Below are 20,805 nucleotides of genomic sequence, written 5' to 3'. Positions count from 1 at the left end.
CTCCGCATGTCGCTCGCGTTCCATAACGTTGCCGCCTGCCATCAGATACGCAAAGTCGCAAATTGCGCCGCTCGCGAAATCCCTCAGCGGTTGACGTCAAACCGTCGAGACGCTAGCACGGCTTTGACGCATTGGGGATAATTCATATGGACATGTTTACGGCAGCCGGTCTGACGGCTTTGCTGCAGGTCATCGCTATCGACCTCGTTCTCGCCGGCGACAACGCCGTGGTTATCGGTCTTGCCGCTGCCGGCCTCGAGGCCACGCAACGCCGCAAGGCGATCATCGTCGGCATTCTGGCCGCGACAGTTCTGCGTATTCTCTTTGCCAGCGTCGCAGTCTATCTGCTGGCAATCGTCGGCCTGCTGCTGGCAGGCGGCTTGCTGCTGCTCTGGGTCTGCTGGAAGATGTGGCGCGAGCTTCGCGCCGGTCATGGCGAGAACCACGAAGCCGCAGGTGCCGTAGGCGCGCCGAAAAAGACCTTCTTCCAGGCGGCGACCCAGATCGTCATCGCCGACGTTTCGATGTCGCTCGACAACGTTCTGGCTGTTGCCGGTGCGGCGCGCGAACATCCGAGCGTGCTGGTCATCGGTCTCGGCCTGTCGATCGCGCTGATGGGTATTGCCGCAAACCTGATCGCCCGGTTGCTCACCAACCATCGCTGGATCGCCTATGTCGGTCTGCTGATCATCCTCTATGTCTCGCTCGACATGATCCACCGCGGCGCCGTCGAGGTTCTGCCCTACATGCAGTGACCCTGCATGCAGGGACCGGGCATGCGGTAACGCGGCTCAGGTCTCGATCCTGACCTCGGTCTCGAAGCTCATCTGGTCATACGCCGGCACCACATGGTCCGGCGTCTCAGCCATCACCACGTCGTAGTCGAGCGGCGTGTGCATATGCGTGAGGATCGCCTGTTTCGGCTTCAGCCGGCCTATCCAGTCGAGCGATTGTTCCAGCGACAGATGGCTCGGATGGTAGGTATATTGCAGCGCGTCGATGATCAGCATGTCGAGATTTTGAAGCTTCTCGACTGTCTGCGGCGGGAAGTCGCTGATATCGCTGCAATAAGCCACATCGCCGATGCGGAAGCCGAGCGAGTGGATGTCGCCGTGCTGCTGGATATGCGGATGGAAGGCAATCGTGCCTCCGGGGCCGCGGATTTCCAGAGGTTCGTCGAGATTTTCGATGACAATCGGCAGCACGATCGGCGGATAATTGCTGCCCGGCGGCGTTTCCAGGCAATAGCCGAAGGCCTCCCGCAACCTGTCCATCGTAAATTGGTCGGCAAAGATCGGGACCCGGCGGCGGGTATTGTGAAAATAGCCGCGCAGATCGTCGATGCCGTGAATATGATCGGCATGCGGATGGCTGTAGAGTACGGCGTCGACATGGTCGGCCCCTGCCCTGATCATCTGCTCGCGGAAATCCGGCCCGGTGTCGATGACGACGGTGGTCACCCCACCATCCGGTGCGAATTGCTGCACCATGAAGGCTGCGCGCGTGCGCCGGTTCTTCGGATTGTCGGGATTGCAGGCGCCCCAGTCGCCGGTGATGCGCGGCACGCCCGGTGACGACGAACAGCCGAGAATGGTGAAACGCCGCCGGTAGAGCACGCCGCTAGATCCTCGGCATCTTCGAGAACAGCCGGAAAGCGTTCTCCGTCGTGATCCGCGCGACCTCTTCGTAGGACAGGCCGATCGTATCGGCGAGCACCTCTGCCGTGTTGACGACGTAGGACGGCTCGTTGCGCTTGCCGCGCCAGCGCTTCGGCGCGAGATAGGGCGCGTCTGTTTCCACAAGCAGCCGCTCATGCGGGATCGTCCTGGCGATCTCGCGCAGCTCTTCCGACTTCGGGAAGGTCAGGATGCCCGAGAAGGAAATATAGCCGCCGAGTGCGACACCGGTCTTGGCAAGCTCCGGGCCGGCGGAGAAGCAGTGGAGAATAAAGGGGAAGGCCCCCTTCCCGCTTTCCTCTGTCAGTATGTCAGCCATGTCCTCGTCGGCGCTGCGGCTGTGGATGACGAGCGGCAGCCGGGTCTCGCGCGCCGCCGCAATATGCCGACGAAAGCCGGTCTGCTGATCCTCAGGCTTCTGCGTGTCGTAGAAATAATCGAGACCGGCCTCGCCGATCGCCACCACCTTCTCATGGGCATTGGCGAGACGCACCAGCTCTTCCGTCTGGATATCCAGCTCTTCGTCGGCATTGTTCGGATGCGTGCCGACCGAGCAGAACACCGAGGGATATTTCTCGGTGATGGCAAGCAGCGTCTCGAGCTTGCGCACCCGCGTCGAGATCGTCACCATCTGCGCAACACCGGCCGAATGGGCGCGCGCGACGATCTCGTCCCGCTCCGCCTCGAAGTCGGCGAAATCAAGATGGCAATGCGTGTCGATCAACACGGCCTCAAGCCTCCGGAGCCACGTAGCGCGGGAAGACCGGCGTCGGCGCTTCGAGCGCCGTTCCGGCAACCAGACGGCCGGCTTCGCCGAGGGCAGCAAAATCGCGCTTGTCTGCAGGTGCTGCAACAAGATCGAGCAGCTTGCCGGATGATTCCGGCATGAAGGGCTGCAGCAGGATGGCAATCTGGCGCACGACTTCGGCGGTCACGTAGAGCACCGTGCCCATCCGCTCCGGATCGGTCTTCTTCAGTGCCCACGGCGCCTGGCCGGCGAAATAGCGGTCGGTCTCGGAGACGACCGAAATGATCGAGGCGAGCGCCCGATGGATCTGCTGCTTGCCCATATCTTCGCGGGTCGAGGCATGCAGCGCATCGACCTGTGCCAGCATCGCCTTGTCTTCGTCGCTGAGGACCCCGCATTCCGGGATCTTGCCGTCGCAATTCTTGACGATCATCGACAGCGAGCGGCTGGCGAGATTGCCGATGCCGTTGGCGAGGTCGGAGTTGATGCGGGTTCCGATTGCCTCTTCGCTATAGCTGCCGTCCTGGCCGAATGACACTTCGCGCAGGAAGAAGTAGCGCACCTGGTCGAGGCCGAAATGGTTCACCAGATTGACCGGATCGACGACGTTGCCGAGCGACTTCGACATCTTCTCGCCCTTGTTGAGCAGAAAGCCGTGGGCAAAGACCCGCTTCGGCAGCGGCAGCTTCGCCGACATCAGGAAGGCTGGCCAGTAGACGGCATGGAAGCGAATGATGTCCTTGCCGATGATGTGCACGTCGGCCGGCCAGTATTTCGCCCGCGGGCCGTTCCTGTCCTCGATATAGCCTGTTGCGGTGATGTAGTTGGTCAGTGCGTCGACCCAGACATACATGACGTGGGCCGGATCGTTCGGCACCTTGATGCCCCAGTCGAAGGTGGTGCGCGAGACCGAGAGGTCCTTGAGGCCCGACTTGACGAAGGAGATCACCTCGTTGCGGCGCTCGGCCGGACCGATGAAGTCGGGGTTCGCCTCGTAATGCGCAAGCAGCTTTTCCTGGTATTCGGAGAGCTTGAAGAAATAGCTTGCCTCTTCCACCCACTCGACAGGCGTGCCCTGCGGCCCGTAGCGCACGCCGTCAGCGCGCAGCTCCGTCTCGTTTTCCTGGTAATAGGCCTCGTCGCGCACCGAATACCAGCCGGCATAGCTGTCCTTGTAGATGTCGCCATTGTCGGCAATCAGCTTCCAGATGTTCCGCGACGTTTCGTGATGACGCTCCTGCGTGGTGCGGATGAAATCATCATTCGAGGCGTTGAGCAGCGTCGCCATCGCCTGGAATTCGCCGGAGTTGCGGTCGGCGAGCGCCTGCGCGGTGATCCCTTCGGCGCGCGCCGTCTGTTGCATCTTCTGGCCGTGTTCGTCGGTGCCGGTCAGGAAGAAGACATCCTTGCCATCCAGGCGCTGATAACGCGCCATCGCATCGGTCGCGATCAGCTCATAGGCATGGCCGATATGCGGCTTACCGTTAGGGTAGGAAATCGCGGTGGTGATGTAGAAGGGTGTCTTGTCTGTCATGGCGGCCAATGTCCGGCTAACTCTATAAAAATGGTCAGCCGCTCTTAGCGCATGTCACCGCCGAGCGAAACCTCAACTTTCCAGCTGTCGATGATTTCCCAGACGCTGGCGTGGTGAACTTGACTCGGCTTCTCGCCCAATCTACCCGTCTTGGGAAAGAGGGCGGGACAAGAACGAAGTGCCAGTTTTCATCTACCGGATTTGTCGCGGCCCCGCGCAGCCAGGGGCGCTTGTTTGACATTCGAGCCGCTCTATTCGCTTTCCGGTCTGTGTGTCGGCGCCCTCGTCGGTATCACAGGCGTTGGCGGCGGTTCGCTGATGACGCCCCTGCTGGTGTTGCTCTTCGGCGTTCATCCGGCCACTGCCGTCGGCACCGATCTTCTCTATGCGGCGATCACCAAGACGGCGGGCACAGCCGTTCACGGCATGCATGGGCGGGTCAACTGGAAGATCGTCGGCAGCCTCGCAGCCGGCAGCCTGCCGGCCGCCCTGCTGATGCTGTGGCTGCTGGCAGGCGTCGATCGCAAAAGCATCGGCGTGACCAATACCATCACCACCGCGCTCGGCTGGCTTCTCGTCATGACCGCGATCATGCTGGTCTTCCGTGGCCCGATCCTCGAATTGGCGCGCCGCGCCATCGGTGATCGAACGCCGCCAAAGCCGACGACCATCCTCGCCCTCACTGTCATTCTCGGGTTCGTTCTCGGCGTACTCGTCACCTTGACCTCGGTCGGGGCCGGCGCGCTGGGTGTGACGATCCTGCTGGTCCTCTATCCCCGGCTCGATGTGCGCGAGATCGTCGGTTCCGATATCGTCCATGCGGTACCGCTGACCTTGATCGGCGGCACGGGCTATTGGCTGATCGGCGAGATCGACTGGCCGATGCTGCTTGCCCTGCTGATCGGCTCTATCCCCGGCATCATCATTGGAAGCCTTCTGGCGCCGAAGCTGCACGAACGCACCATCCGCATCGTCCTTGCCGCCACGCTTGCTGTCGTCGCATTGAAGCTGTTGACCGGCTGATCAGAGCATGGTGCCGAAAAGTATCAGCGGTGACGCGCTTTAGAGGCCTGGCTGCTTGATATCGGCGAGAATGCTGATGATCGTCTGCTTGCGGTCGAGGTTGTAGGCATCGGAAACGGTGAGCCGTTCGGTGATCTCGGAATAGAGCCGCGCCAGCCGCTCCGCAGCAGTGATCTGCCCTTCGCCCGCTGCCACGCGAGCCCGGTTCATGATGTCGTCGCCGACGTGGCTGACGAAGAAATCGAAAATCGTGTCGCTTTCCCTCCCCGAAAGCGCGTCGGCCAGCCGATGCATTGCCTTGCGTGCTGTCGGTCCCTCGGCGGATAGCATCTCGTCATAGGCGGCGATGATCTCGCCGCCGCCGTAGTTCAAGAGTTTCAGCGCCTCACCGACGCTGCCCTTGGCGGCCGAAAGCACCGCCCCGCCTTCGCCTGATATGCCGAGATGGGCAAGGGCCGCGACGAGTTCATCGTCGGCGAGCGGCGCCAGCTTCAGCGGCAGGCAGCGCGAGCGGATCGTCGGTAGCAGCCGTCCCGGCGCATGCGAGAGCACCAGGAAAAGCGCCCGCTTCGGCGGTTCTTCCAGGATCTTCAGGATGGCGTTGGCCGCATTGCGGTTCATGTCGTCGGCCGGATCGATAATGACGATCCGCCAGTTGCCGGTACCGGAGGTCTGCGAGAAGAATTTGCCGGCGCGGCGCACCTCGTCGACTGTTATCGCTGATTTCACCTTGCCTGTCTTTTCGTCCACCGGCCGGGCAAGGTGCAGGAGATTGTGCGAGGCGCCCGACGCGATCTGCCGGCTGACGGGAGAGGCAGGATCCGGATCGCCGATCGTCTCCGGCGCTGTCTCGGGATCGGGATGCGAGAGCACGTGATTGGCGAAGCGGAAGGCGAGCGTCGCCTTGCCGATGCCTTCCGGCCCCTCGATCAGGATGGCGTGGTGGCCCTTGCCGGACCGGTAGGACTGCGCGAGGAAGGCTTCCGCATCCTTATGGCCGAACAGCCTGGTATTTTCTCCCGGCCAGATGGCGCCGTCGAGCAGTCCGGGCCTTTCCTCACTCATACTGGGCCTCACTCATGATGTGCGGCTTCCGGCATTCGGGCACGGCCTGCGGGCGATAGCAGCTGTTTGACGATCGCCAGGATCTCGGCGCCGATCGTCTCTTCCGCCTGCATGGCGTTGACCACGTGGCAGCGCTCCGGCTCGCGGGCGGCGATATCGAGAAAGGCCTCGCGCCGTTTCTCGTGCGTTTCCAGCCGCTCCTTCTCGAAGCGATCGGGAGCATCGGCCGCAGCACGCTTTTGCGCCCGCTCCAGCCCGACCTTGGCGGGGATGTCGAGAATCACGGTGCAATCCGGCATGACACCGTTGATGGCGATGCGCTGCAGGGTCTCGATGAAATCGGGCTCGAGATTGCCGGTGACGCCCTGGTAGACCCGGGAGGAATCCATGAAGCGGTCGCAGAGCACGACCTTGCCTGATGCAAGGGCCGGCCGGATCACCTCTTCGACATGGTCGTTGCGGGCCGCGGCAAAGAGGATCGCCTCCATTCGCGTGCCGAAGGCTTCGGCAGCCCCCGACAACAGCACATGGCGCACCGCTTCGGCGCCCGGCGATCCGCCTGGTTCGCGCGTCACCAGCACGTCGTGACCTTCGCCCTTCAGCGCCTCGGCGAGGCGGCGGATCTGCGTGGATTTCCCAGCGCCTTCCCCGCCTTCAAACGTAACGAACAATCCCGTACCGGATGACAATGACAACTTCCCGCATTCCAGGCGCCGCACGCGCCCTGCTCCTTCTATCTATCCGAAGATATCAGGTAGGAAAACCTTTTGCCGCGGCGACATATTCACCTTTCCCGGCAAATTGCATGAAAGGACCGGGCTTTTAGCCGGGCGCGGACTTATCCCAGAGCCAGGAGAAGAACAGCGATTCGCCGAGTTCCAACACGGCGTCGACCGCCCGGCTGCTGAGCGAGCCTTCGCCGACCGCCTGCACGGTATAGAGCGGCACTTCCCTGAGCAGCCGGCTGCCGGCAAAAATCCTCAGCGTGCCTGCCTGGGTATCCGGCTTGACCGGCGCCGTCAGCGGCCAGCGATAGATGATGCGCGCCGACAGCCGGTCGGGATTGCTGATCGGAATATAGACGCTGACCGGCGCCTTGGCGACGAGATCGACGGTGCGTGCCGTGCCGCCATAGACGCTGGCGGCACCGATCACTTCCTTCTCGGCGAAGATCTGCCGGTTTTCGAAGGCCGTCAGCCCCCATTCGAGCACCCGCTTGGCCTCCTCCGTCCGCTCCTTGTCGGAATCGATGCCGGCAAGCGCCAGAAACAGCCGCCGGCCGTCGCGCTCAACCGACGCGACGATCGAATACCCCTCGCCCTCGGTAAAGCCGGTCGCCAGCCCATCGGCGCCGAGATCGAGCCCGAGCAGCGGGTTGCGGTTGCGCTGGAAAATCTTGTTCCACTCGAAATCCGGCTGGGCAAAATAGGGATAGAGGTTCGGATAGGTCTGCTGCAGGGTCGCGGCAAGCGTGACCATTTCGCGCGCCGTCACCTTGCTCTTGCCGTCGGGAAGGCCGGTGGAATTGCCGAACTCAGCTTTCTCCATGCCGAGCTCGTGGGCCCGGCGCGTCATCGACACGGCAAATTGCTGCTCGCTACCGGCCATGCCTTCGGCGAGGATGATGCAGCTGTCATTGGCGCCCTGGATGGCGACGCCCTTGATCAGGTCCTCGACGCGCACGTGCGATTTGAGGCTGGCAAACATCGTTGCCGTCCGCGACGGCGCGCCGCCCGTGCGCCAGGCATATTCGGAAACGGGATATTCGGTATCGAGCGTGATCTGGCCCTTCGTCACCGCCTCGAAGACGAGATCCATCGTCATCAGCTTGGCGAGCGAAGCCGGCGAAAAGCCCTGGTCCTCGTTCTTGGCGAGAAGCACAGTGCCGGTGGCAGCCTCGATCATATAGGCCTGCGCCGCCTTGGTAGCGAAACCGGCGGCACCGCCATCGGCTGCAAACGCGCCGGTGGCAAACGGCATCAGGCATGCAAGCAGGCGAAGCGCAGGCTTCAGCATCGCAATTTCCATTTATGGAGCGGCGTATGTCGAGAGGTTAGAGCCAGGGAGAATCCGATGCAATGCCATGCTCAGCGCGCGACGGATTTGGCCTGATGACGCTTGGCTGCGGCAAGGATCGAATCCTGCGTCAGCCCGTCATTGCGCACCATCACCGCATCGAAAGCGAGATCGACGGTCACCGTCTTCACCTCTTCGTCCTGGTAGCCGAGCGCCAGCGAATTCTGAGGCCGCTCATAAGGCATCGGACCGATCTCGGGCAGTACGACCATCTGATCCATGGCCTGCGCGCCATTGTTGAAGGACGGCGGCGATGGCGCGACCAGAACATGGGCAGCCGGTGCCAGAGCGGGTGCTGCGTTGTAGCGTGCGCTCGGCGTCGAGCCGGCATAGGAGGTTGCCGACATCGGCACCGGCACGTTGGCCGGCGTCTCGTAATCTTCCGAACTCTGCAGCTGGTCGCGGGTGATCTTGCGGCTGTTGGAGGCGACCATCACGCCGGTTGCGATCTGGCCTTCCGGATTGACGCCGGGAATACGGCTGCCCTTCGGCACGTAGGAAGCCATCAGATAGGGCATGTCGTGGCCGTCCATACGGGCGCGGCCAACATATTGCACGCGCACCTTGCCGGTGCCGCTGTGCTGCAGATCGAGCATATCGGCCGTCTTGTTGGAAAGGTCGATGATACGGCCTTCGTGATAGGGGCCGCGATCGTTGACGCGCACGATGACGGAGGAGCCACTTTCGAGATTGGTGACGCGCGCATAGCTCGGCAGCGGGAAGGTCGGATGCGCGGCGGAAAGATGCATCTGGTCGTAGACTTCGCCGTTCGCCGTTAGACGCCCGTGAAAGGCCGAACCATACCAGGAGGCGACGCCGACCTTGTTATAGGCGAAGTCTTCCTTCGGGTAGTACCACCTGCCCTTCACCTCGTAGGGGTTGCCGACGATGTAGCGGCCGCCGCCCTTGGGGATATTGTTGCCGGTGGCGACCCGCGGGCTCGCCTTCACGCCATATTCGGATTCGGAGAAATATTCTTTGCCGTGGGATTTTTTCTTCGGCACTGCCTGCGTCGTGCCACACGCCGCAACCGTTGCACACATCGCCGAGATCGCCAGCCACCGTGCTGTCGTTGCGAAAGACGCCGCCCCGTATTCCAGTTTCATATGTCCCACGCCGCTCAAAGATCGTTATGGTTAAGGAACCTTGCCCCATCCTGGGCCAATAACGCCTTATCCCCACCCGCCTAACGAGGCTTTAATCTTGTTAAGTTCATGGCAAATTTACGAACGATTTCGCAGCGATAGCGACAATTCTAATGATTATGGTTTATAAATCACTAACGCGAGCCCTTTCCGCCTACCCTTCCGCCGCCGCAATGAGGCCGGAAATCATCGTGCCGATGCGGGGCATATGGTGAACATCTGGGCGCTTCCGGATGCCCCAAAAGCTCCATATTGAAACACGGTCTGCGCGTATTTCGCGAGCGGCAGCGCGGCACTCCTTGCCTATCCCGGCGATATGACGCTATGCACGCTCATCGCGGGTTGGGGGCATAAGAATGGGCCGAATTTTCAAAAGCTTGATCTTGCTGGTGGTGATGTCAGCCCCATCGGCGGTCGGCGCCGCCACGGAGAGTTTCCCCGCCTATTGGCGCAAGACGATGACCAATGATCCCTCGACGAATTTTTATCTTGCGGAGACCTTGAAACCCTTGCCGAACAAGGATGCCGAAACCCTCAAGGTGCTCAGGCTGTCGCTGATCACCGGCAACCTATGCCTCGGCGCCGCCGTCGATAGGAGAACAGGCGAAGCCTATCTGCAGCGGGCCGGCTATGACCGCATCCGCGGAAAGACGTGGGACGAAGCCGCCTTCCTCGCCGACGACTGGTTCAAATATTTCAACTACCGCTCCCTCGCCCATCTCTGCGCCGGCATCGACTATATTTTCGGGCCGAAGGGAAAGCTGGTGCCCAATCTGGTAAAGGCCGGCAAGGGTGAACCGAAGGGACCCTACGATCCCCAAAATCCCTACCTGCGGCTTCCACCCCTGCGCAAGCCGAATGGGTAGGTCACCCCGCCGACTGGCTATGATGCAACGCGGATCGCGTATTTGACTCTTCGTGGCTGTATGGGAACGAAATGGCCGCCGCAGGCTTTGAAGGTTTAGACCTTTGGAGGATCACCATGAACGATGAAACCCTGACGCAGCTCGACACGGTCAGCCAACAGCTGCATGCCCGATCTCTGGCGCTTTCCCAACCAGATAAAGACAACGACATCGCAATCCTGATGTCGGCACTCGCTGTGACGATGGAGGCGGTTCGCTCTCTCTGCGAGGATATGAACCAGCTCAACGGTCCGAAGGGCCTCGGATCTGACGGGGGCTAGGTCTCGCATGTCTCCGGCGCAATTCACGGAGAGCTTGCGCCGGGGAATGCGATCCGCGCGAAACACTTCTTCCACATCGGTGGACCGCCACCTACGCTGCCGGTGGACGATACCGAATAGACTTCGCCTTTTCCAAGGCTTCGATCGTATCCTCGACGCTGAGGAGGACAGTGGTCTCCATGGAGCTGAGCGCGCCTCCTGCACCGATCGCAAGCGCGACTGCCGCCATCGATACGTTATCAGGCGCCTCCCACAGATTCCAACCATCACGCTCGCCGAAGGCGTACCAGAATCCATGGAGCTTTCCGCCCACAGACTCCATGTAACTGCGTGCCGCCTCTCGGCGATCCTCGGGGTTTTCGATCATTCGCGCCCACGTCTCGGGCGTGTAGCTGAAGCGCGTGAGATACATGGCCATGGTTCGTTTCCTCCGCCAGAACAACACAGTAAACGCTCAAGCCGGGGCGAACGCGAGTCATTTCCAATGTACGGAACAGGCCGCCCTGCCTGTTTCGTTTCGCAAAGAGGCAGAGGCTTATGCGCCGGAACTGCGATCGGCGAAGATGCTGGCAAATGCTGCAGAGCAAGTTGACGCTGCTATCAAAGCTGCTAAAAAGCCAGCCATCGAGTGATTGGGTAGCAAATCGGCGGCAATAGCCGGTTCGCAGAAATCAACAAAATGTTGATTTCACCACCTTTTCAATCAGATGGAAGAGTGTCCGAGTGGTTTAAGGAACCGGTCTTGAAAACCGGCGTGCGGGAAACCGTACCGTGGGTTCGAATCCCACCTCTTCCGCCATGCAACATTGAATTTGCTGCATAATTTCCGCTTTCTGCCCAAAAATTGTACGCTTATCATAACGATAGGATGCTATCCAAGTGGAACCGGCGCGCAGTGGTCGGGCTTCCGTTTTGCCGTCGCCCCGATGATCGACTGGACGGATCGGCCCAGAAACAAGGTGACTTCGTGTTAAGTCGTACTTCTCGTCGTACCGTGGGTATTGAGCCTCCCTCACCTAGCCCTAATTCGGCACCCCCTAATCCTTGCAAAAATTTACAAGGCGAATAGATTCAGTCCATAGCTTTTGCTGGTGACCACGGATGTACTGGCACCGTGCTGATGCAATCAAAGAAGGGTCGGCGCGAGCATTCGCCCCGACCTTTTTCTTTGCTGGCGCCGACAGCAAAAAAAGCCCCGCCCGAGGGTGAGGCTGACAGCGCTAAGGGAGGGCTTCCGTTTTGCTGTCGCCCCGATGATCGACTGGACGGATCGGTACCGAAATAACGACCTCTGATGCCCGTGTCGTACTTCTCGTCGTCCTGCGCGGACGGCTAGAAATTAAAATACAGGCTCACACCTGACCTACGTTGGTAGGGGTAATAGTCGCGATAGCCGTAGTGGGGGTATTCATAATTTCGGGGATAGCCATAGTTCCGCGGACGGTAGCATGAGCCGTAATACCGACAGTCTCGGTAAGCGTATCGCTGGTGCTTCCAGTGGCCATTCGCATGCTTTTTGCCATGGCTGCGGTGTTTGACCTGCTCGATGTCGGCGGCCTGCATTGGCACTGCTTTCGGCACGACGATCGGTGTGGCGTTTAGCGGCAGGGCGAAAGATGCAGCCAGGACTACGGCTGCAAGTGCGGGAAAAAGTTTCTTCATCATCGGCGCATCCTTTCAGGCGTCTAGCCTGGGTTAATAAGCATTAACCTAGGATGAACGGATGGGCGCTGCCTTGATCTAGCCATCGCGGCGGCTTGTAACGCCGCGTCTAGCCACCTCTTTCACAAACCAAAGTGAAGCCTTTTCTTTCGATTACGAAAAGTATCCAGCATCTCCTCCACGAAAGCATCTTTGTCTACCGGCGTGCCGGGATGCAATCGATGCTCCTGTACCCACTGGTCCCATTCCAATGCTTTGATTGCGTCTCTAATCATCCTGTAGCGCTCCGCCAGGCGCTCCCTCGTTAGCTCGACAGTTTGGATCTTCAGGAGCTTGACCTGTCTCCATGCAGGTCGAGCCGCCAACCAGACGCCGGCTATCGCCAGCACCGCCACAAACGCCACACCATTGTCATTGGTGAGTCGTGAGATCGAGTTCTCCGCGAACGGCGAGGCTGGGAACTAACGTCCGCATTGCGGATGCAGCAACGAGAGAAGACCAAGGCCGACCGGCAACCTTTGCGTCGATGATGAGATGATGTACAGGCTGCGGCAGGACGCGACCGCCATTAACTCAAGAATGGGGTCGGGCGGCAGATTGACGTCACGTCGCTGCCACGAGATCACGTGGCCGTCCTCTGAGCCGGCGTCGCAAAGACGTCCTGACATGACACGGCAACCTTGCGCCGCTTTAGGTTCTCGGCGTTCGCGCAGCTTGATCCTGGGCCAGAACCAGCAGCCGCCTATCTCGGCTGACTTGATATCACTGGGGCTGCAACAATAGCAGGGGAAACAGCCGTGATAGCGGCGGCGCCAAGGTTCTTCGAATTTTCCAGATTTTGGTATACCCAGTGTCTTAAGCGGCCCAACAAGCGCGAGGCTCCCTTATGATCGTTCAAGCTTGCATCAACGGCGCACGGCCGAGGGATTTCCATCCGCTCATTCCGCTGACGATCGATGCCATGGTGCGCGATGCCGCCGCTTCGGTCGCGGCGGGTGCCGCGGAGCTCCACATTCATCCGCGCGGAGCCGACGGCAAGGAGAGCCTTGCCGCCGTAGACGACACGCTTGGCGCGATCCGCCGCGCCTGTCCGGGAACGCTGATCGGTGTGTCCACAGGCGCCTGGATCGAAGGCGATCGGGAGAAAACGCGGGAAGGCATCCGCTGCTGGCGCGTTCTGCCGGATTATGCGTCGGTGAACCTGTCGGAAGACGATGCGCCTGGTGTCATCCAGCTGCTCCGGCAGAAGGGCGTCGGGATTGAAGTCGGGCTGGCATCGGTCGCCGATGCGGAGCGCTACACCAGCCTCGAAGATCATGAGCGGGTCTTTCGACTGTTGATCGAGCTTGACGACGAACAGGATCTGCAGCGCGCATGCGATATCAGGGATGGCATCATCGAGGTGCTTGAGCGCAGCCGCGTCAATCGGCCGATCCTCCTGCACGGCTTCGACGGGACTGTCTGGCCGTTCGTCCGATCGGCGCGCGAACGCCGCTATTCCACCCGCATCGGCCTGGAAGATGGTAAGCACCTCCCGGATGGAACGATTGCGAGTGACAATGCTGCATTGGTCGCGGCGGCCGTTGCAATCTTCCGCGGCCAATCGAACTGATCCCACTGTCGAATTTTCGCCGTCGTCGGTCCCCTTGATCCCGGCCGATCGTTGCTCGCGAACGAGAACCATGACAACTGAATAGAAGCTTTCCAGTTTTCGGAATTCGGGGCGCCTGATAAATATTCACGAAAAATACGAGTATATGAGGACGCCAATAGAACCCCAGAAGATAAGCGGTGCCAGTATCATCCCGGCGACAATAATCTTAGTCACAGCAAAAACTCCGCAAACTCCGCCCCGGCGCAAAAACTATGGCAGCGGCCGAAGCGTTAGTATGGGCATGAAGTCCGAGACAGGTCGGACCTTGGTCTGAGCTTGGCTGCGGCGGATGAGTGCCGGGCTCATTTATCCCCGCGCACTGAGCGCAGCCGGTAAGGGATCGCCGGCGTTCGGGAGGCCTGAGCATCAGTTGATTGAAGAAGGGTCGGGTAGGACTGAAGATCAGCCTGGCCGGCCCCTTCGCATTGACTATCCCATGCCAACATGATTTCCCGTCCGGATCACGACAGCGCTGTGCGTCTTTTCAGACGCGCAAAGGACGCTGCAGCACTTTGAATTACTGCGGGGACATCATGGCCGACATCATTGTAAAGGACAGCAACGGGACTCAGCTTCAAGACGGCGATTCCGTGACGCTGATCAAGGACCTCAAGGTCAAGGGAACTTCGGAGACGCTGAAGCGCGGAACCCTGGTCAAGGGCATTCGCCTGACCGACAATCCTGGTGAGATCGAGTGTAACACCAAGCAGGTCAAAGGCCTCGTACTGAAAACCGAGTTTTTGAAGAAGGCATAGGATCTCCCTTGCCCATCATCAATCGTCCTTGAGTGCCTCCTGCGGCAGTTCCTCGGTGATCACCTCGAAGCGGGAAAGCGTTGCCGGGCCGAAGGCCGTCGACATGGCGACGTCGGTGGCGTCGCGCCCGGTCGCCATCAGGATCCGGCCGATGCGCGGCGTGTTGTGGCGGGCATCGACCGTATGCCAGTGCCCCCCGAGAAACACCTCGAACCAGGCGCTGAAATCCATTGGATTGGGATCGATCGGAACGCCGATATCACCGAGATAGCCCGTGCAATATCTGGCTGGGATATTCATGCATCGGCAAAGCGCGATGGCGAGATGGGCAAAGTCGCGGCAGACGCCCGCCTTATCGGTGAAGCCGCCATGCGCGGTCCGGAGAACGTCCGCCTTCAGGTAATCGAAGGTGATGTGGTCATGGACGAAATCGCAGATCGCCTGGACACGCGCCCAGCCGAGCGGCGTCGATGAGAATGTGGCCCAGGCAAAATCGGCAAGCCTGTCGGTGTCGCAATAGCGGCTGCCAAGCAGGAAGACCAGCACATCATCTGGCAGGTCATTGATCGCGTGCTGGACGGCATCGTCGGGAACGATGTCGGGCTGACCGCTGTCGTAGATCTCGAACTCCGTCGAGATCGTCGTCAGGCCCGGCGGGGCGACGATCCGGCTGCAGGCATTGCCGAACACATCAGTATAGCTCCAGGCCTCGATCGGCTGGTCGAATGTCAGGATCTGATCGCTGAGAAGATCGGCACGACGGGATGGGTGGATATTGAGGACGAGCAGCATTGGCGTTGGCTGCATGCATTCGTAGCCCAGATGAAACCCGGCGCGTATCTTCATGGTGGCTTCCTTGTCGCGTCTCCGCATTGGCAGAGGTGAGTAGGGAACGCTGATCGCGCTACCCGGTTCCCGCAAGACCGGGACTGTCACCGCCTGGCTAGCCAGATTGCCTTGTGGTGACGTTCACCTGCACCGTCATGCTGTCGAAATCCTTCCCATCCCCGTCATAACTGCCGCTCAACGGGACTGCCTGGCGCGGATCGCGGGCAACGGCGACACGAATGAGATCGCGGTTGCCGACGATGCCGTTGGTCGGATCGAACTCCGTCCAGCCGGCGCCGGGAAGATAGATCTGGCACCATGCATGCGTCGAACCGCCGCCGAGCACGGTGGAGCCGTCCCGGTCGGGAACATAGACATAACCCGTGACGAACCGCGCCGCGAGGCCGAGGACGCGTGCCGCCTCCATCATCAGCAGCGCAAAATCCCGGCAGGTGCCGGAACGAAGCTGCAAGGTCTGCACCGGCGTCTGAGTCCCATGTTCCTGGCGCCGCGCATAGACGAAGCTTTCCCGAATGGCATAACAGAGCGTCATCAGCAGGTGCCCGGTCTCCGTCGGACGTCCAACGCGCACGAACTGGCGCGCCCAGCGTCCGACCTCGTCGTTCGGATCGGGATAATGGCGCTGCATCGCCGGCGTCAGATCGGCAATCTCATCCTTGTCGTAGGAGAATGGATAGGTCAGGGCCTCGTCGTCGACCTTGAGATCCAGGGCGACCTGCGGCGTATGATCGAGCGTGATCCAGGTTTCGAAACGAAGCTCGGACGCCGGCCTCGAAATATTGATGAGCGCCACGCAATTGCCGAAAACATCGTGGATCCAGCGCACATGACTTTCCTCAGGATAGATCGTCAACGACGCTTCGATCAGCCGCTGGTCGAAACTGTCGCGCGGTCGGAACATCAAGCGGTGCTCGCCGAATTCGACCTCCCTGACGTAACGATAGGACGTGATGTGGCGGACGGAGAAAATCGTCATGAGCCGCCGTCCGGTAATCTGTTCACTTTGCTGCTCCAAGACGGCGATGCCGCCCCTCCTCTGCGGAAGCGCCCTGCCCGCTTTCCCGCTCATCCCGATTTCTTGTCATATAAGCACATTCGAAAGATTGCTATTGTATCTTCAACCGATCGACGGCAGGGCCGTCCAACCTAAGAGGATAACATGCATATCATCTGGGACGTTCTGACGCTTCTGCTGACAATCGGCTCGCTCTATGGCGGTCGCGAATACCGGATTATTCGCGCCCGTGCCCGCGCTCAAAACTGGGGCAACTTCTGATCTGATCCCAATATCATTGATTCGATCCGGATATCTCTGATTCAATTTTGAATCATGGTGCGCATCGGATCGTTGCCGGTCGCGGTTACGTCGAATGACGTAAAGCCACACGTTTAAGAAAGTGCTTTATTAGCTGAGACGGAGTCTATCCGTCCATTCTCCCTGTTATTCTAAGCCCGCCTCACCCCAGGCGGGCTTTTTTATTCTGTCGCCTGCGTCACTTCTTTGCGCCGGCGGAAAGCACCCGATGGGTCGCGTTGTCCATGGCGTGGCTCGCTTCCTGTCCATCCTTCTTCAGCCCGTATGCGGTATTGCCGCAACCGGAAAGTGTCAGCAGGCAGATGCAGGCGATGGCGATTGCAGCTTTTGGCATCAAGTGTTTTCCCCCGGATTGAATGGCGATTCAGAGCATGATGCCGAAAAGTGTGAGCGGTTTTCGGACGACATCATGCTCTAACTCTTAATTTAGAACAGGATTCAGATTTTAGGCCGACTGGGCCTAAAATCATCCTATTCTAGAGAAAATGATGCACTCCTCGCCAAAATCAATCCGCAGGAGATAAGCGCGAACTGGCGGTATGGAACTCCATGACGCGGATCGGCGTTAACGGGAGCTATCCAAACCGGGGTTAACGACATGGATTATCAGATTGCCTTCGCTGCGACGGTCGCAACAGCATCCTTCCTCTTCTTCATGTTGATCGTCCACCGGACCTGATTGCCAGCCGGAGGTGGATTGGGCTTGAGGCGCTCGATCACTTGACCATCGCCGACCCAGTTTGCGATCCGGAGAGATGGCAGCACCAAGTGCTATTGCGTCTGCAGTCGGCGTTGATCAGGCGGCGTAGACCGGAAGGTCTGGCGAGCATAGATCGCCGAAGATCCGTCAGCAAACACGGGAAGCGTGAAGAAGAAGTGTTTCGACATCCGAAAGTATTACGACAATAAAAAATGTGTTAAAGTTTAATCAATTGTGAGGCTTAACTATCTGTTAACAATATAGTTGCGCTCCTTCCGCTTCCGCTTATGCTTTACGCAAAAGGGGAGAGGAAAGATGTTTAGCAAAAGCCTGATCATGCCTTTCGGATTCGCAATGCTCGCCATTGCCGGCCTGCTCTTCCAGATTGCCGCCCACGCGCTGAACTCTCCGGTCACCTTGCTGCAGCCGTGAGTCACATAAGTTGCTGAACCTGCAAGCAATCTCAGTAACTGGGAGTGGAACTTCCTTTCGTTTCGTGCATTCTGTGACTCGTTTTGCCAGGAGGGAGATAACCATGGAAGACGCAGGCGTGGGTTGGATTGCAGCCATCATTATCGGCGGTGTCGCCGGATGGCTGGCGGAAAAGGCCATGCGCAGCAGCATGAGCCTGCTCATGAACATATTGCTCGGCATCATCGGCGCGATTGTCGCCAACTGGATCCTGGGTTTGTTGCACATCCAGCCGCTCGCCGGTTGGCTGGGTTATCTGATCACCGGTTTCGTCGGTGCCTGCATCTTGATCGCGATCGGGCGCGTCATCCGCCGTTGACGGTAGCTTTTGCCGTCATCGGAAATATTGAAAGCCGGGCGTTCATGACGTCCGGCCTTTCTTCACCCTATATTCCCGTTCAACGGCGGCTGAGCAGGCCGAACACGTAGGCAATGCCTGCCGTCACCGCGAGTGCCATGAGCGGTTCTTCGCGCACCTTGTCGCGCAGTTGCTCCGTCATCAGCGAAGCCTCGTCGGTAACCGCCGACTTCGCCCCCTGCCCCAGCGCCACCACGCTTTCCGTCAGCCGGGAAAGATCGTTGCGAAGGGCTGCGACCTGCGCCGACAGATCGTCTGCTGCTATGTCAGCCTTGACGCGCGCAGCGGTGGATTCGGCGGAAGCGGTTTTCAATTCTGCCATGGTCTGCTCCTGTTTCATGGGATGCCGCTTCAACGAAATGGCGGCCAAAAAGGTTCCGTTGGAGCCGATCTTTTGTTCGCCGCAAAGCTGCTGCCGCGCTGCCGCCGGTCCGCGCAGCTTTTCGCGTGACAAACCCTTCATTTCCTGTCGGGTTTGTTTTAAGGAACGTCGAATGTCTGCCCGCGCGCGGGTCAATGATACTGCGAGGTTTGCGTTTCTATGTTCCATATCCTGAGAAGGGCCGCTCAGACCTGGGTCGCCAAGCTGCTGATGCTTCTGCTGGTCGCGTCCTTCGGCATCTGGGGCGTCTCCCGGTCGCTGATAACGGGCAGCAACAGCACCACGGTCGTGACCGTCGGCGATCAGCATGTGGACGTCAACGAATTCCACCTCGCCTATCAGCGCCAGGTGGCAAGCGTCAGCCAGCAGTTCGGCACGCGCCTCACCCCCGAGCAGGCCCGCGCCTTCGGCATCGAGCAGCAGGTGCTCGCCCAGCTCGTCGCAGGCGCCTCGCTCGACCAGCTCGCCGAAGACATGAACCTTGGCCTGTCGCAGGATCGCCTCGCCCAGTTGATCGCCGACGATCCGGCGTTCAAGGCGGTCAACGGCCAGTTCGACCGCGAGCTCTTCGTCTCGCGTCTTCGCAATGCCGGCATCCGCCAGGACGATTACATCAAGGAGCGCAGCAAGGTCGCTGTCCGCAGCCAGGTGGTCGATGCCATCTCCAACGGGTTCACGGCCCCGAAGACGCTGGTCGATGCCCTGAAACTCTATGGCGATGAAAGCCGCAGTATCGACTACCTGCTGCTGACCAACGCCAATATCGAGCCGATCAAGGCGCCTGCCGACGACGTGCTGGCGACATGGTTCAATGGCGTCAAGCAGCGCTACCGGGCGCCGGAATACCGCAAGCTCATTTATCTCAAGCTGCAGCCCGCCGATATCGCCGATGCGGCGACCGTCACCGACGACCAGATCCACGAAGCGTTTGACAAGAGCAAGGATACCTATCGCACGCCGGAAAGCCGCACCATCGAACAACTGACCTTCACCAGCAAGGATCTCGCCGCCGCCGCCGAAACGGCGCTGAAGAGCGGCACCGGCTTCGACCAACTGGTTTCCGACCAGGGCAAGACGGCAAGCGACGTGCTGCTCGGCGAGTTCACCAAGGACAAGGTTCCCGACCAGGCCGTTGCCGATGCGGCTTTTGCGGTTTCGCGCGATGGCGGCACGACGCCTGTCGTCGATGGCTCCTTCGGCCCCGTCATCCTGCGCGTCACCAACATCAAGCCTGAAACGACGAAGAATTTCGACGAGGTGAAGGAGGATATCCGCAAGCAGCTAGCACTCTCCAATGCCTCTCAGGAAGTGATCAACGTTCACGATCGCATCGAGGACCTGCGCGCGGGCGGTTCCACGCTCGAGGATATTGCCGGCCAGCTGAAGCTCACCGCCGTGGCCGTCGACGCCGTCGATATGACCGGCGCCGACAAGGACGGCAAGGAGGTCAAGGATCTCCCCGCCAAGCAGCAGCTGCTCGGCGAAGCCTTCAAGACCGAGGTCGGCGTCGATGCGCCGCCGCTGCCGATCGGCAATGACGGCTATGTCTGGTTCAACGTCCGCGAAATCACGCCGGACCGCGAGCGCCCGGTGGCCGAGGTGCACGAAAAGGCCGTCGAAGACTGGACGGCGGAGCAGCAGAAGGCCGAGCTCGCCAAGAAGGCCGCTGAATTGAAAGCCGAAGCGGCCAAGGGCACGGCACTTGCCGATATCGCGACGCCGCTTGGCATCGCCGTCGAGAGCAAGAGCGGCGTCACCCGCTCCACCGATGATGCAGTCCTCGGCCGGGCAGGCATCACCGCCGCCTTCTCCGGCCCCGTCGACACGGTCGCAAGTGCTGTCGGCGCCGATCCCTCGACGCAGATCCTGCTGAAGGTCACGGAGGTCAACACCCAGCCGACCGGCGATGTGCTGAACAACCGCGATGCCCAGATCACAGCCATGGCCAATGCCGCCGGCGATGATATTCTCGATCAGATGGTCAACCTGTTGCAGACGCAATACGGTGCGCAGATCAACCAGTCCCTCGCCGAACAGGCGACGGTCCGCTAGGAGGCTCTATGACCGATCTGAAGCCGTTCCTGGCCAAGGCCGCAAGCCGCGAGCCGCTGACGCGTGAGGAGGCCCGAGCCGCCTTCGACATCCTGATGTCGGGCCAGGCGACGCCCTCGCAGATCGGCGGCTTCCTGATGGCGCTGCGCGTGCG

23 protein-coding genes, 1 tRNA gene and 1 pseudogene are annotated in these 20,805 nt (G+C 60.2%); 11 read left to right on the top strand and 14 right to left on the bottom strand.

What is annotated here, in order from left to right; genetic code table 11:
• Positions 1 to 146 precede the first annotated feature (146 nt).
• On the top strand, positions 147 to 755 hold the full coding sequence (locus tag MOV76_RS16325; RefSeq protein WP_018445305.1) for a TerC family protein: 609 nt from the start codon (positions 147 to 149) through the stop codon (positions 753 to 755).
• A gap of 36 nt (positions 756 to 791) precedes the next feature.
• Here the strand turns inward: MOV76_RS16325 and MOV76_RS16320 are convergent, their stop codons facing one another.
• Genes MOV76_RS16320 through metG form a run of 3 tightly spaced genes read right to left on the bottom strand, consistent with a single transcriptional unit; the run spans position 792 to position 3,958 of the window.
• The gene (locus MOV76_RS16320) at positions 792 to 1,616 is read right to left on the bottom strand and encodes an MBL fold metallo-hydrolase (protein ID WP_018242062.1); all 825 of its coding nucleotides are present in this window, start codon (positions 1,614 to 1,616) and stop codon (positions 792 to 794) included.
• A gap of 4 nt (positions 1,617 to 1,620) precedes the next feature.
• Positions 1,621 to 2,403: a TatD family hydrolase gene (locus MOV76_RS16315; protein ID WP_018242063.1), complete on the bottom strand. Its 783-nt coding sequence runs from the start codon at positions 2,401 to 2,403 to the stop codon at positions 1,621 to 1,623.
• 4 nt (positions 2,404 to 2,407) lie between these two features.
• Entirely contained in the window at positions 2,408 to 3,958 is a 1,551-nt protein-coding gene (metG, locus tag MOV76_RS16310) for a methionine--tRNA ligase (RefSeq protein WP_018242064.1), read from the bottom strand.
• 234 nt (positions 3,959 to 4,192) lie between these two features.
• Here metG and MOV76_RS16305 point away from each other — a divergent pair, with 234 nt between their 5' ends.
• Positions 4,193 to 4,981: a sulfite exporter TauE/SafE family protein gene (locus MOV76_RS16305; protein ID WP_018242065.1), complete on the top strand. Its 789-nt coding sequence runs from the start codon at positions 4,193 to 4,195 to the stop codon at positions 4,979 to 4,981.
• 39 nt (positions 4,982 to 5,020) lie between these two features.
• Here the strand turns inward: MOV76_RS16305 and MOV76_RS16300 are convergent, their stop codons facing one another.
• The 4 genes from MOV76_RS16300 to MOV76_RS16285 form a co-directional block, all read right to left on the bottom strand.
• The gene (locus MOV76_RS16300) at positions 5,021 to 6,046 is read right to left on the bottom strand and encodes a DNA polymerase III subunit delta' (protein WP_018242066.1); all 1,026 of its coding nucleotides are present in this window, start codon (positions 6,044 to 6,046) and stop codon (positions 5,021 to 5,023) included.
• Positions 6,047 to 6,054: 8 nt separating this feature from the next.
• Positions 6,055 to 6,735 (bottom strand): dTMP kinase, encoded by a 681-nt coding sequence (gene tmk / locus MOV76_RS16295; RefSeq protein ID WP_018242067.1) that lies wholly within the window; start codon positions 6,733 to 6,735, stop codon positions 6,055 to 6,057.
• A gap of 133 nt (positions 6,736 to 6,868) precedes the next feature.
• Positions 6,869 to 8,062: a D-alanyl-D-alanine carboxypeptidase family protein gene (locus MOV76_RS16290; protein WP_018242068.1), complete on the bottom strand. Its 1,194-nt coding sequence runs from the start codon at positions 8,060 to 8,062 to the stop codon at positions 6,869 to 6,871.
• A 71-nt stretch (positions 8,063 to 8,133) separates the two neighbouring features.
• Positions 8,134 to 9,228 carry a septal ring lytic transglycosylase RlpA family protein gene (locus MOV76_RS16285; RefSeq protein ID WP_113543492.1) on the bottom strand — a complete coding sequence of 365 codons (1,095 nt, stop codon included), beginning with the start codon at positions 9,226 to 9,228 and terminating at the stop codon, positions 8,134 to 8,136.
• A gap of 395 nt (positions 9,229 to 9,623) precedes the next feature.
• Here MOV76_RS16285 and MOV76_RS16280 point away from each other — a divergent pair, with 395 nt between their 5' ends.
• Together MOV76_RS16280 and MOV76_RS16275 are read left to right on the top strand one after the other, a co-directional pair.
• A complete protein-coding gene (locus MOV76_RS16280) occupies positions 9,624 to 10,133 on the top strand; it encodes a hypothetical protein (protein WP_130716416.1) in 510 nt (169 codons plus the stop codon).
• Between the two features lie 116 nt (positions 10,134 to 10,249).
• Complete coding sequence (locus MOV76_RS16275) at positions 10,250 to 10,453, top strand: hypothetical protein (protein ID WP_028733723.1); 204 nt, start codon at positions 10,250 to 10,252, stop codon at positions 10,451 to 10,453.
• A 91-nt stretch (positions 10,454 to 10,544) separates the two neighbouring features.
• Here the strand turns inward: MOV76_RS16275 and MOV76_RS16270 are convergent, their stop codons facing one another.
• The gene (locus MOV76_RS16270) at positions 10,545 to 10,871 is read right to left on the bottom strand and encodes a GYD domain-containing protein (RefSeq protein ID WP_165403090.1); all 327 of its coding nucleotides are present in this window, start codon (positions 10,869 to 10,871) and stop codon (positions 10,545 to 10,547) included.
• On the opposite strand from MOV76_RS16270, the gene MOV76_RS16265 reads away from it, so the two are divergent.
• Positions 10,864 to 11,085, top strand: coding sequence for a hypothetical protein (locus MOV76_RS16265; RefSeq protein ID WP_247264888.1), 222 nt, complete (start codon positions 10,864 to 10,866; stop codon positions 11,083 to 11,085). The genes MOV76_RS16270 and MOV76_RS16265 overlap by 8 nt on opposite strands.
• Positions 11,086 to 11,162: 77 nt before the next feature.
• Positions 11,163 to 11,252, top strand: a tRNA-Ser gene (locus MOV76_RS16260).
• Positions 11,253 to 11,785: 533 nt separating this feature from the next.
• Here MOV76_RS16260 and MOV76_RS16255 read toward each other — a convergent pair.
• Positions 11,786 to 12,118 (bottom strand): hypothetical protein, encoded by a 333-nt coding sequence (locus MOV76_RS16255; protein ID WP_247264887.1) that lies wholly within the window; start codon positions 12,116 to 12,118, stop codon positions 11,786 to 11,788.
• 119 nt (positions 12,119 to 12,237) lie between these two features.
• A complete protein-coding gene (locus MOV76_RS16250; protein ID WP_247264886.1) occupies positions 12,238 to 12,519 on the bottom strand; it encodes a hypothetical protein in 282 nt (93 codons plus the stop codon).
• 482 nt (positions 12,520 to 13,001) lie between these two features.
• On the opposite strand from MOV76_RS16250, the gene MOV76_RS16245 reads away from it, so the two are divergent.
• Both MOV76_RS16245 and MOV76_RS16240 read left to right on the top strand, forming a co-directional pair.
• Positions 13,002 to 13,727, top strand: a complete 726-nt coding sequence (locus MOV76_RS16245) for a 3-keto-5-aminohexanoate cleavage protein (protein ID WP_193442278.1) — start codon at positions 13,002 to 13,004, stop codon at positions 13,725 to 13,727.
• A gap of 575 nt (positions 13,728 to 14,302) precedes the next feature.
• Positions 14,303 to 14,524, top strand: a complete 222-nt coding sequence (locus MOV76_RS16240) for an alkylphosphonate utilization protein (protein ID WP_018242078.1) — start codon at positions 14,303 to 14,305, stop codon at positions 14,522 to 14,524.
• Positions 14,525 to 14,542: 18 nt separating this feature from the next.
• On the opposite strand, the gene MOV76_RS16235 is transcribed toward MOV76_RS16240, so the two are convergent.
• From MOV76_RS16235 to MOV76_RS16225, 3 genes are all read right to left on the bottom strand, one after another.
• Entirely contained in the window at positions 14,543 to 15,370 is an 828-nt protein-coding gene (locus tag MOV76_RS16235) for a transglutaminase family protein (RefSeq protein WP_018242079.1), read from the bottom strand.
• 97 nt (positions 15,371 to 15,467) lie between these two features.
• On the bottom strand, positions 15,468 to 16,349 hold the full coding sequence (locus MOV76_RS16230; RefSeq protein ID WP_028733729.1) for a transglutaminase family protein: 882 nt from the start codon (positions 16,347 to 16,349) through the stop codon (positions 15,468 to 15,470).
• A 517-nt stretch (positions 16,350 to 16,866) separates the two neighbouring features.
• Positions 16,867 to 17,022: a hypothetical protein gene (locus MOV76_RS16225; RefSeq protein WP_018445292.1), complete on the bottom strand. Its 156-nt coding sequence runs from the start codon at positions 17,020 to 17,022 to the stop codon at positions 16,867 to 16,869.
• 901 nt (positions 17,023 to 17,923) lie between these two features.
• On the opposite strand from MOV76_RS16225, the gene MOV76_RS16220 reads away from it, so the two are divergent.
• Positions 17,924 to 18,178, top strand: a complete 255-nt coding sequence (locus MOV76_RS16220) for a GlsB/YeaQ/YmgE family stress response membrane protein (RefSeq protein WP_018242084.1) — start codon at positions 17,924 to 17,926, stop codon at positions 18,176 to 18,178.
• A gap of 79 nt (positions 18,179 to 18,257) precedes the next feature.
• On the opposite strand, the gene MOV76_RS16215 is transcribed toward MOV76_RS16220, so the two are convergent.
• Positions 18,258 to 18,539 carry a hypothetical protein gene (locus tag MOV76_RS16215; RefSeq protein WP_026188395.1) on the bottom strand — a complete coding sequence of 94 codons (282 nt, stop codon included), beginning with the start codon at positions 18,537 to 18,539 and terminating at the stop codon, positions 18,258 to 18,260.
• Positions 18,540 to 18,758: 219 nt separating this feature from the next.
• Between MOV76_RS16215 and MOV76_RS16210 the strand changes: the two genes are divergently transcribed.
• A complete protein-coding gene (locus tag MOV76_RS16210) occupies positions 18,759 to 20,651 on the top strand; it encodes a peptidylprolyl isomerase (protein WP_115157517.1) in 1,893 nt (630 codons plus the stop codon).
• A gap of 8 nt (positions 20,652 to 20,659) precedes the next feature.
• Positions 20,660 to 20,805, top strand: a pseudogene (locus tag MOV76_RS16205) (anthranilate phosphoribosyltransferase); the annotation flags it as partial.

The organism is Rhizobium sp. PRIMUS64 (assembly GCF_023006465.1).
Lineage (GTDB): Bacteria > Pseudomonadota > Alphaproteobacteria > Rhizobiales > Rhizobiaceae > Rhizobium > Rhizobium leguminosarum.
Note: the sequence above shows the minus strand (reverse complement) of the source record. Positions and strands in the feature narration are given on the sequence as shown.

Bases quoted from the DNA above. Each gene is read 5' to 3' on its own strand.
- MOV76_RS16270 (WP_165403090.1), bottom strand. From the start codon at position 10,871: ATGGCCATGTATCTCACGCGCTTCAGCTACACGCCCGAGACGTGGGCG.
- MOV76_RS16290 (WP_018242068.1), bottom strand. From the start codon at position 8,062: ATGCTGAAGCCTGCGCTTCGCCTGCTTGCATGCCTGATGCCGTTTGCC.
- metG (WP_018242064.1), bottom strand. From the start codon at position 3,958: ATGACAGACAAGACACCCTTCTACATCACCACCGCGATTTCCTACCCT.
- MOV76_RS16280 (WP_130716416.1), top strand. From the start codon at position 9,624: ATGGGCCGAATTTTCAAAAGCTTGATCTTGCTGGTGGTGATGTCAGCC.
- MOV76_RS16255 (WP_247264887.1), bottom strand. From the start codon at position 12,118: ATGATGAAGAAACTTTTTCCCGCACTTGCAGCCGTAGTCCTGGCTGCA.
- MOV76_RS16235 (WP_018242079.1), bottom strand. From the start codon at position 15,370: ATGAAGATACGCGCCGGGTTTCATCTGGGCTACGAATGCATGCAGCCA.
- MOV76_RS16210 (WP_115157517.1), top strand. From the start codon at position 18,759: ATGTTCCATATCCTGAGAAGGGCCGCTCAGACCTGGGTCGCCAAGCTG.
- MOV76_RS16245 (WP_193442278.1), top strand. From the start codon at position 13,002: ATGATCGTTCAAGCTTGCATCAACGGCGCACGGCCGAGGGATTTCCAT.
- MOV76_RS16215 (WP_026188395.1), bottom strand. From the start codon at position 18,539: ATGGCAGAATTGAAAACCGCTTCCGCCGAATCCACCGCTGCGCGCGTC.
- MOV76_RS16265 (WP_247264888.1), top strand. From the start codon at position 10,864: ATGGCCATGGTTCGTTTCCTCCGCCAGAACAACACAGTAAACGCTCAA.
- MOV76_RS16300 (WP_018242066.1), bottom strand. From the start codon at position 6,046: ATGAGTGAGGAAAGGCCCGGACTGCTCGACGGCGCCATCTGGCCGGGA.
- MOV76_RS16275 (WP_028733723.1), top strand. From the start codon at position 10,250: ATGAACGATGAAACCCTGACGCAGCTCGACACGGTCAGCCAACAGCTG.
- MOV76_RS16285 (WP_113543492.1), bottom strand. From the start codon at position 9,228: ATGAAACTGGAATACGGGGCGGCGTCTTTCGCAACGACAGCACGGTGG.
- MOV76_RS16220 (WP_018242084.1), top strand. From the start codon at position 17,924: ATGGAAGACGCAGGCGTGGGTTGGATTGCAGCCATCATTATCGGCGGT.
- MOV76_RS16240 (WP_018242078.1), top strand. From the start codon at position 14,303: ATGGCCGACATCATTGTAAAGGACAGCAACGGGACTCAGCTTCAAGAC.
- MOV76_RS16325 (WP_018445305.1), top strand. From the start codon at position 147: ATGGACATGTTTACGGCAGCCGGTCTGACGGCTTTGCTGCAGGTCATC.
- MOV76_RS16230 (WP_028733729.1), bottom strand. From the start codon at position 16,349: ATGACGATTTTCTCCGTCCGCCACATCACGTCCTATCGTTACGTCAGG.
- MOV76_RS16225 (WP_018445292.1), bottom strand. From the start codon at position 17,022: ATGCCAAAAGCTGCAATCGCCATCGCCTGCATCTGCCTGCTGACACTT.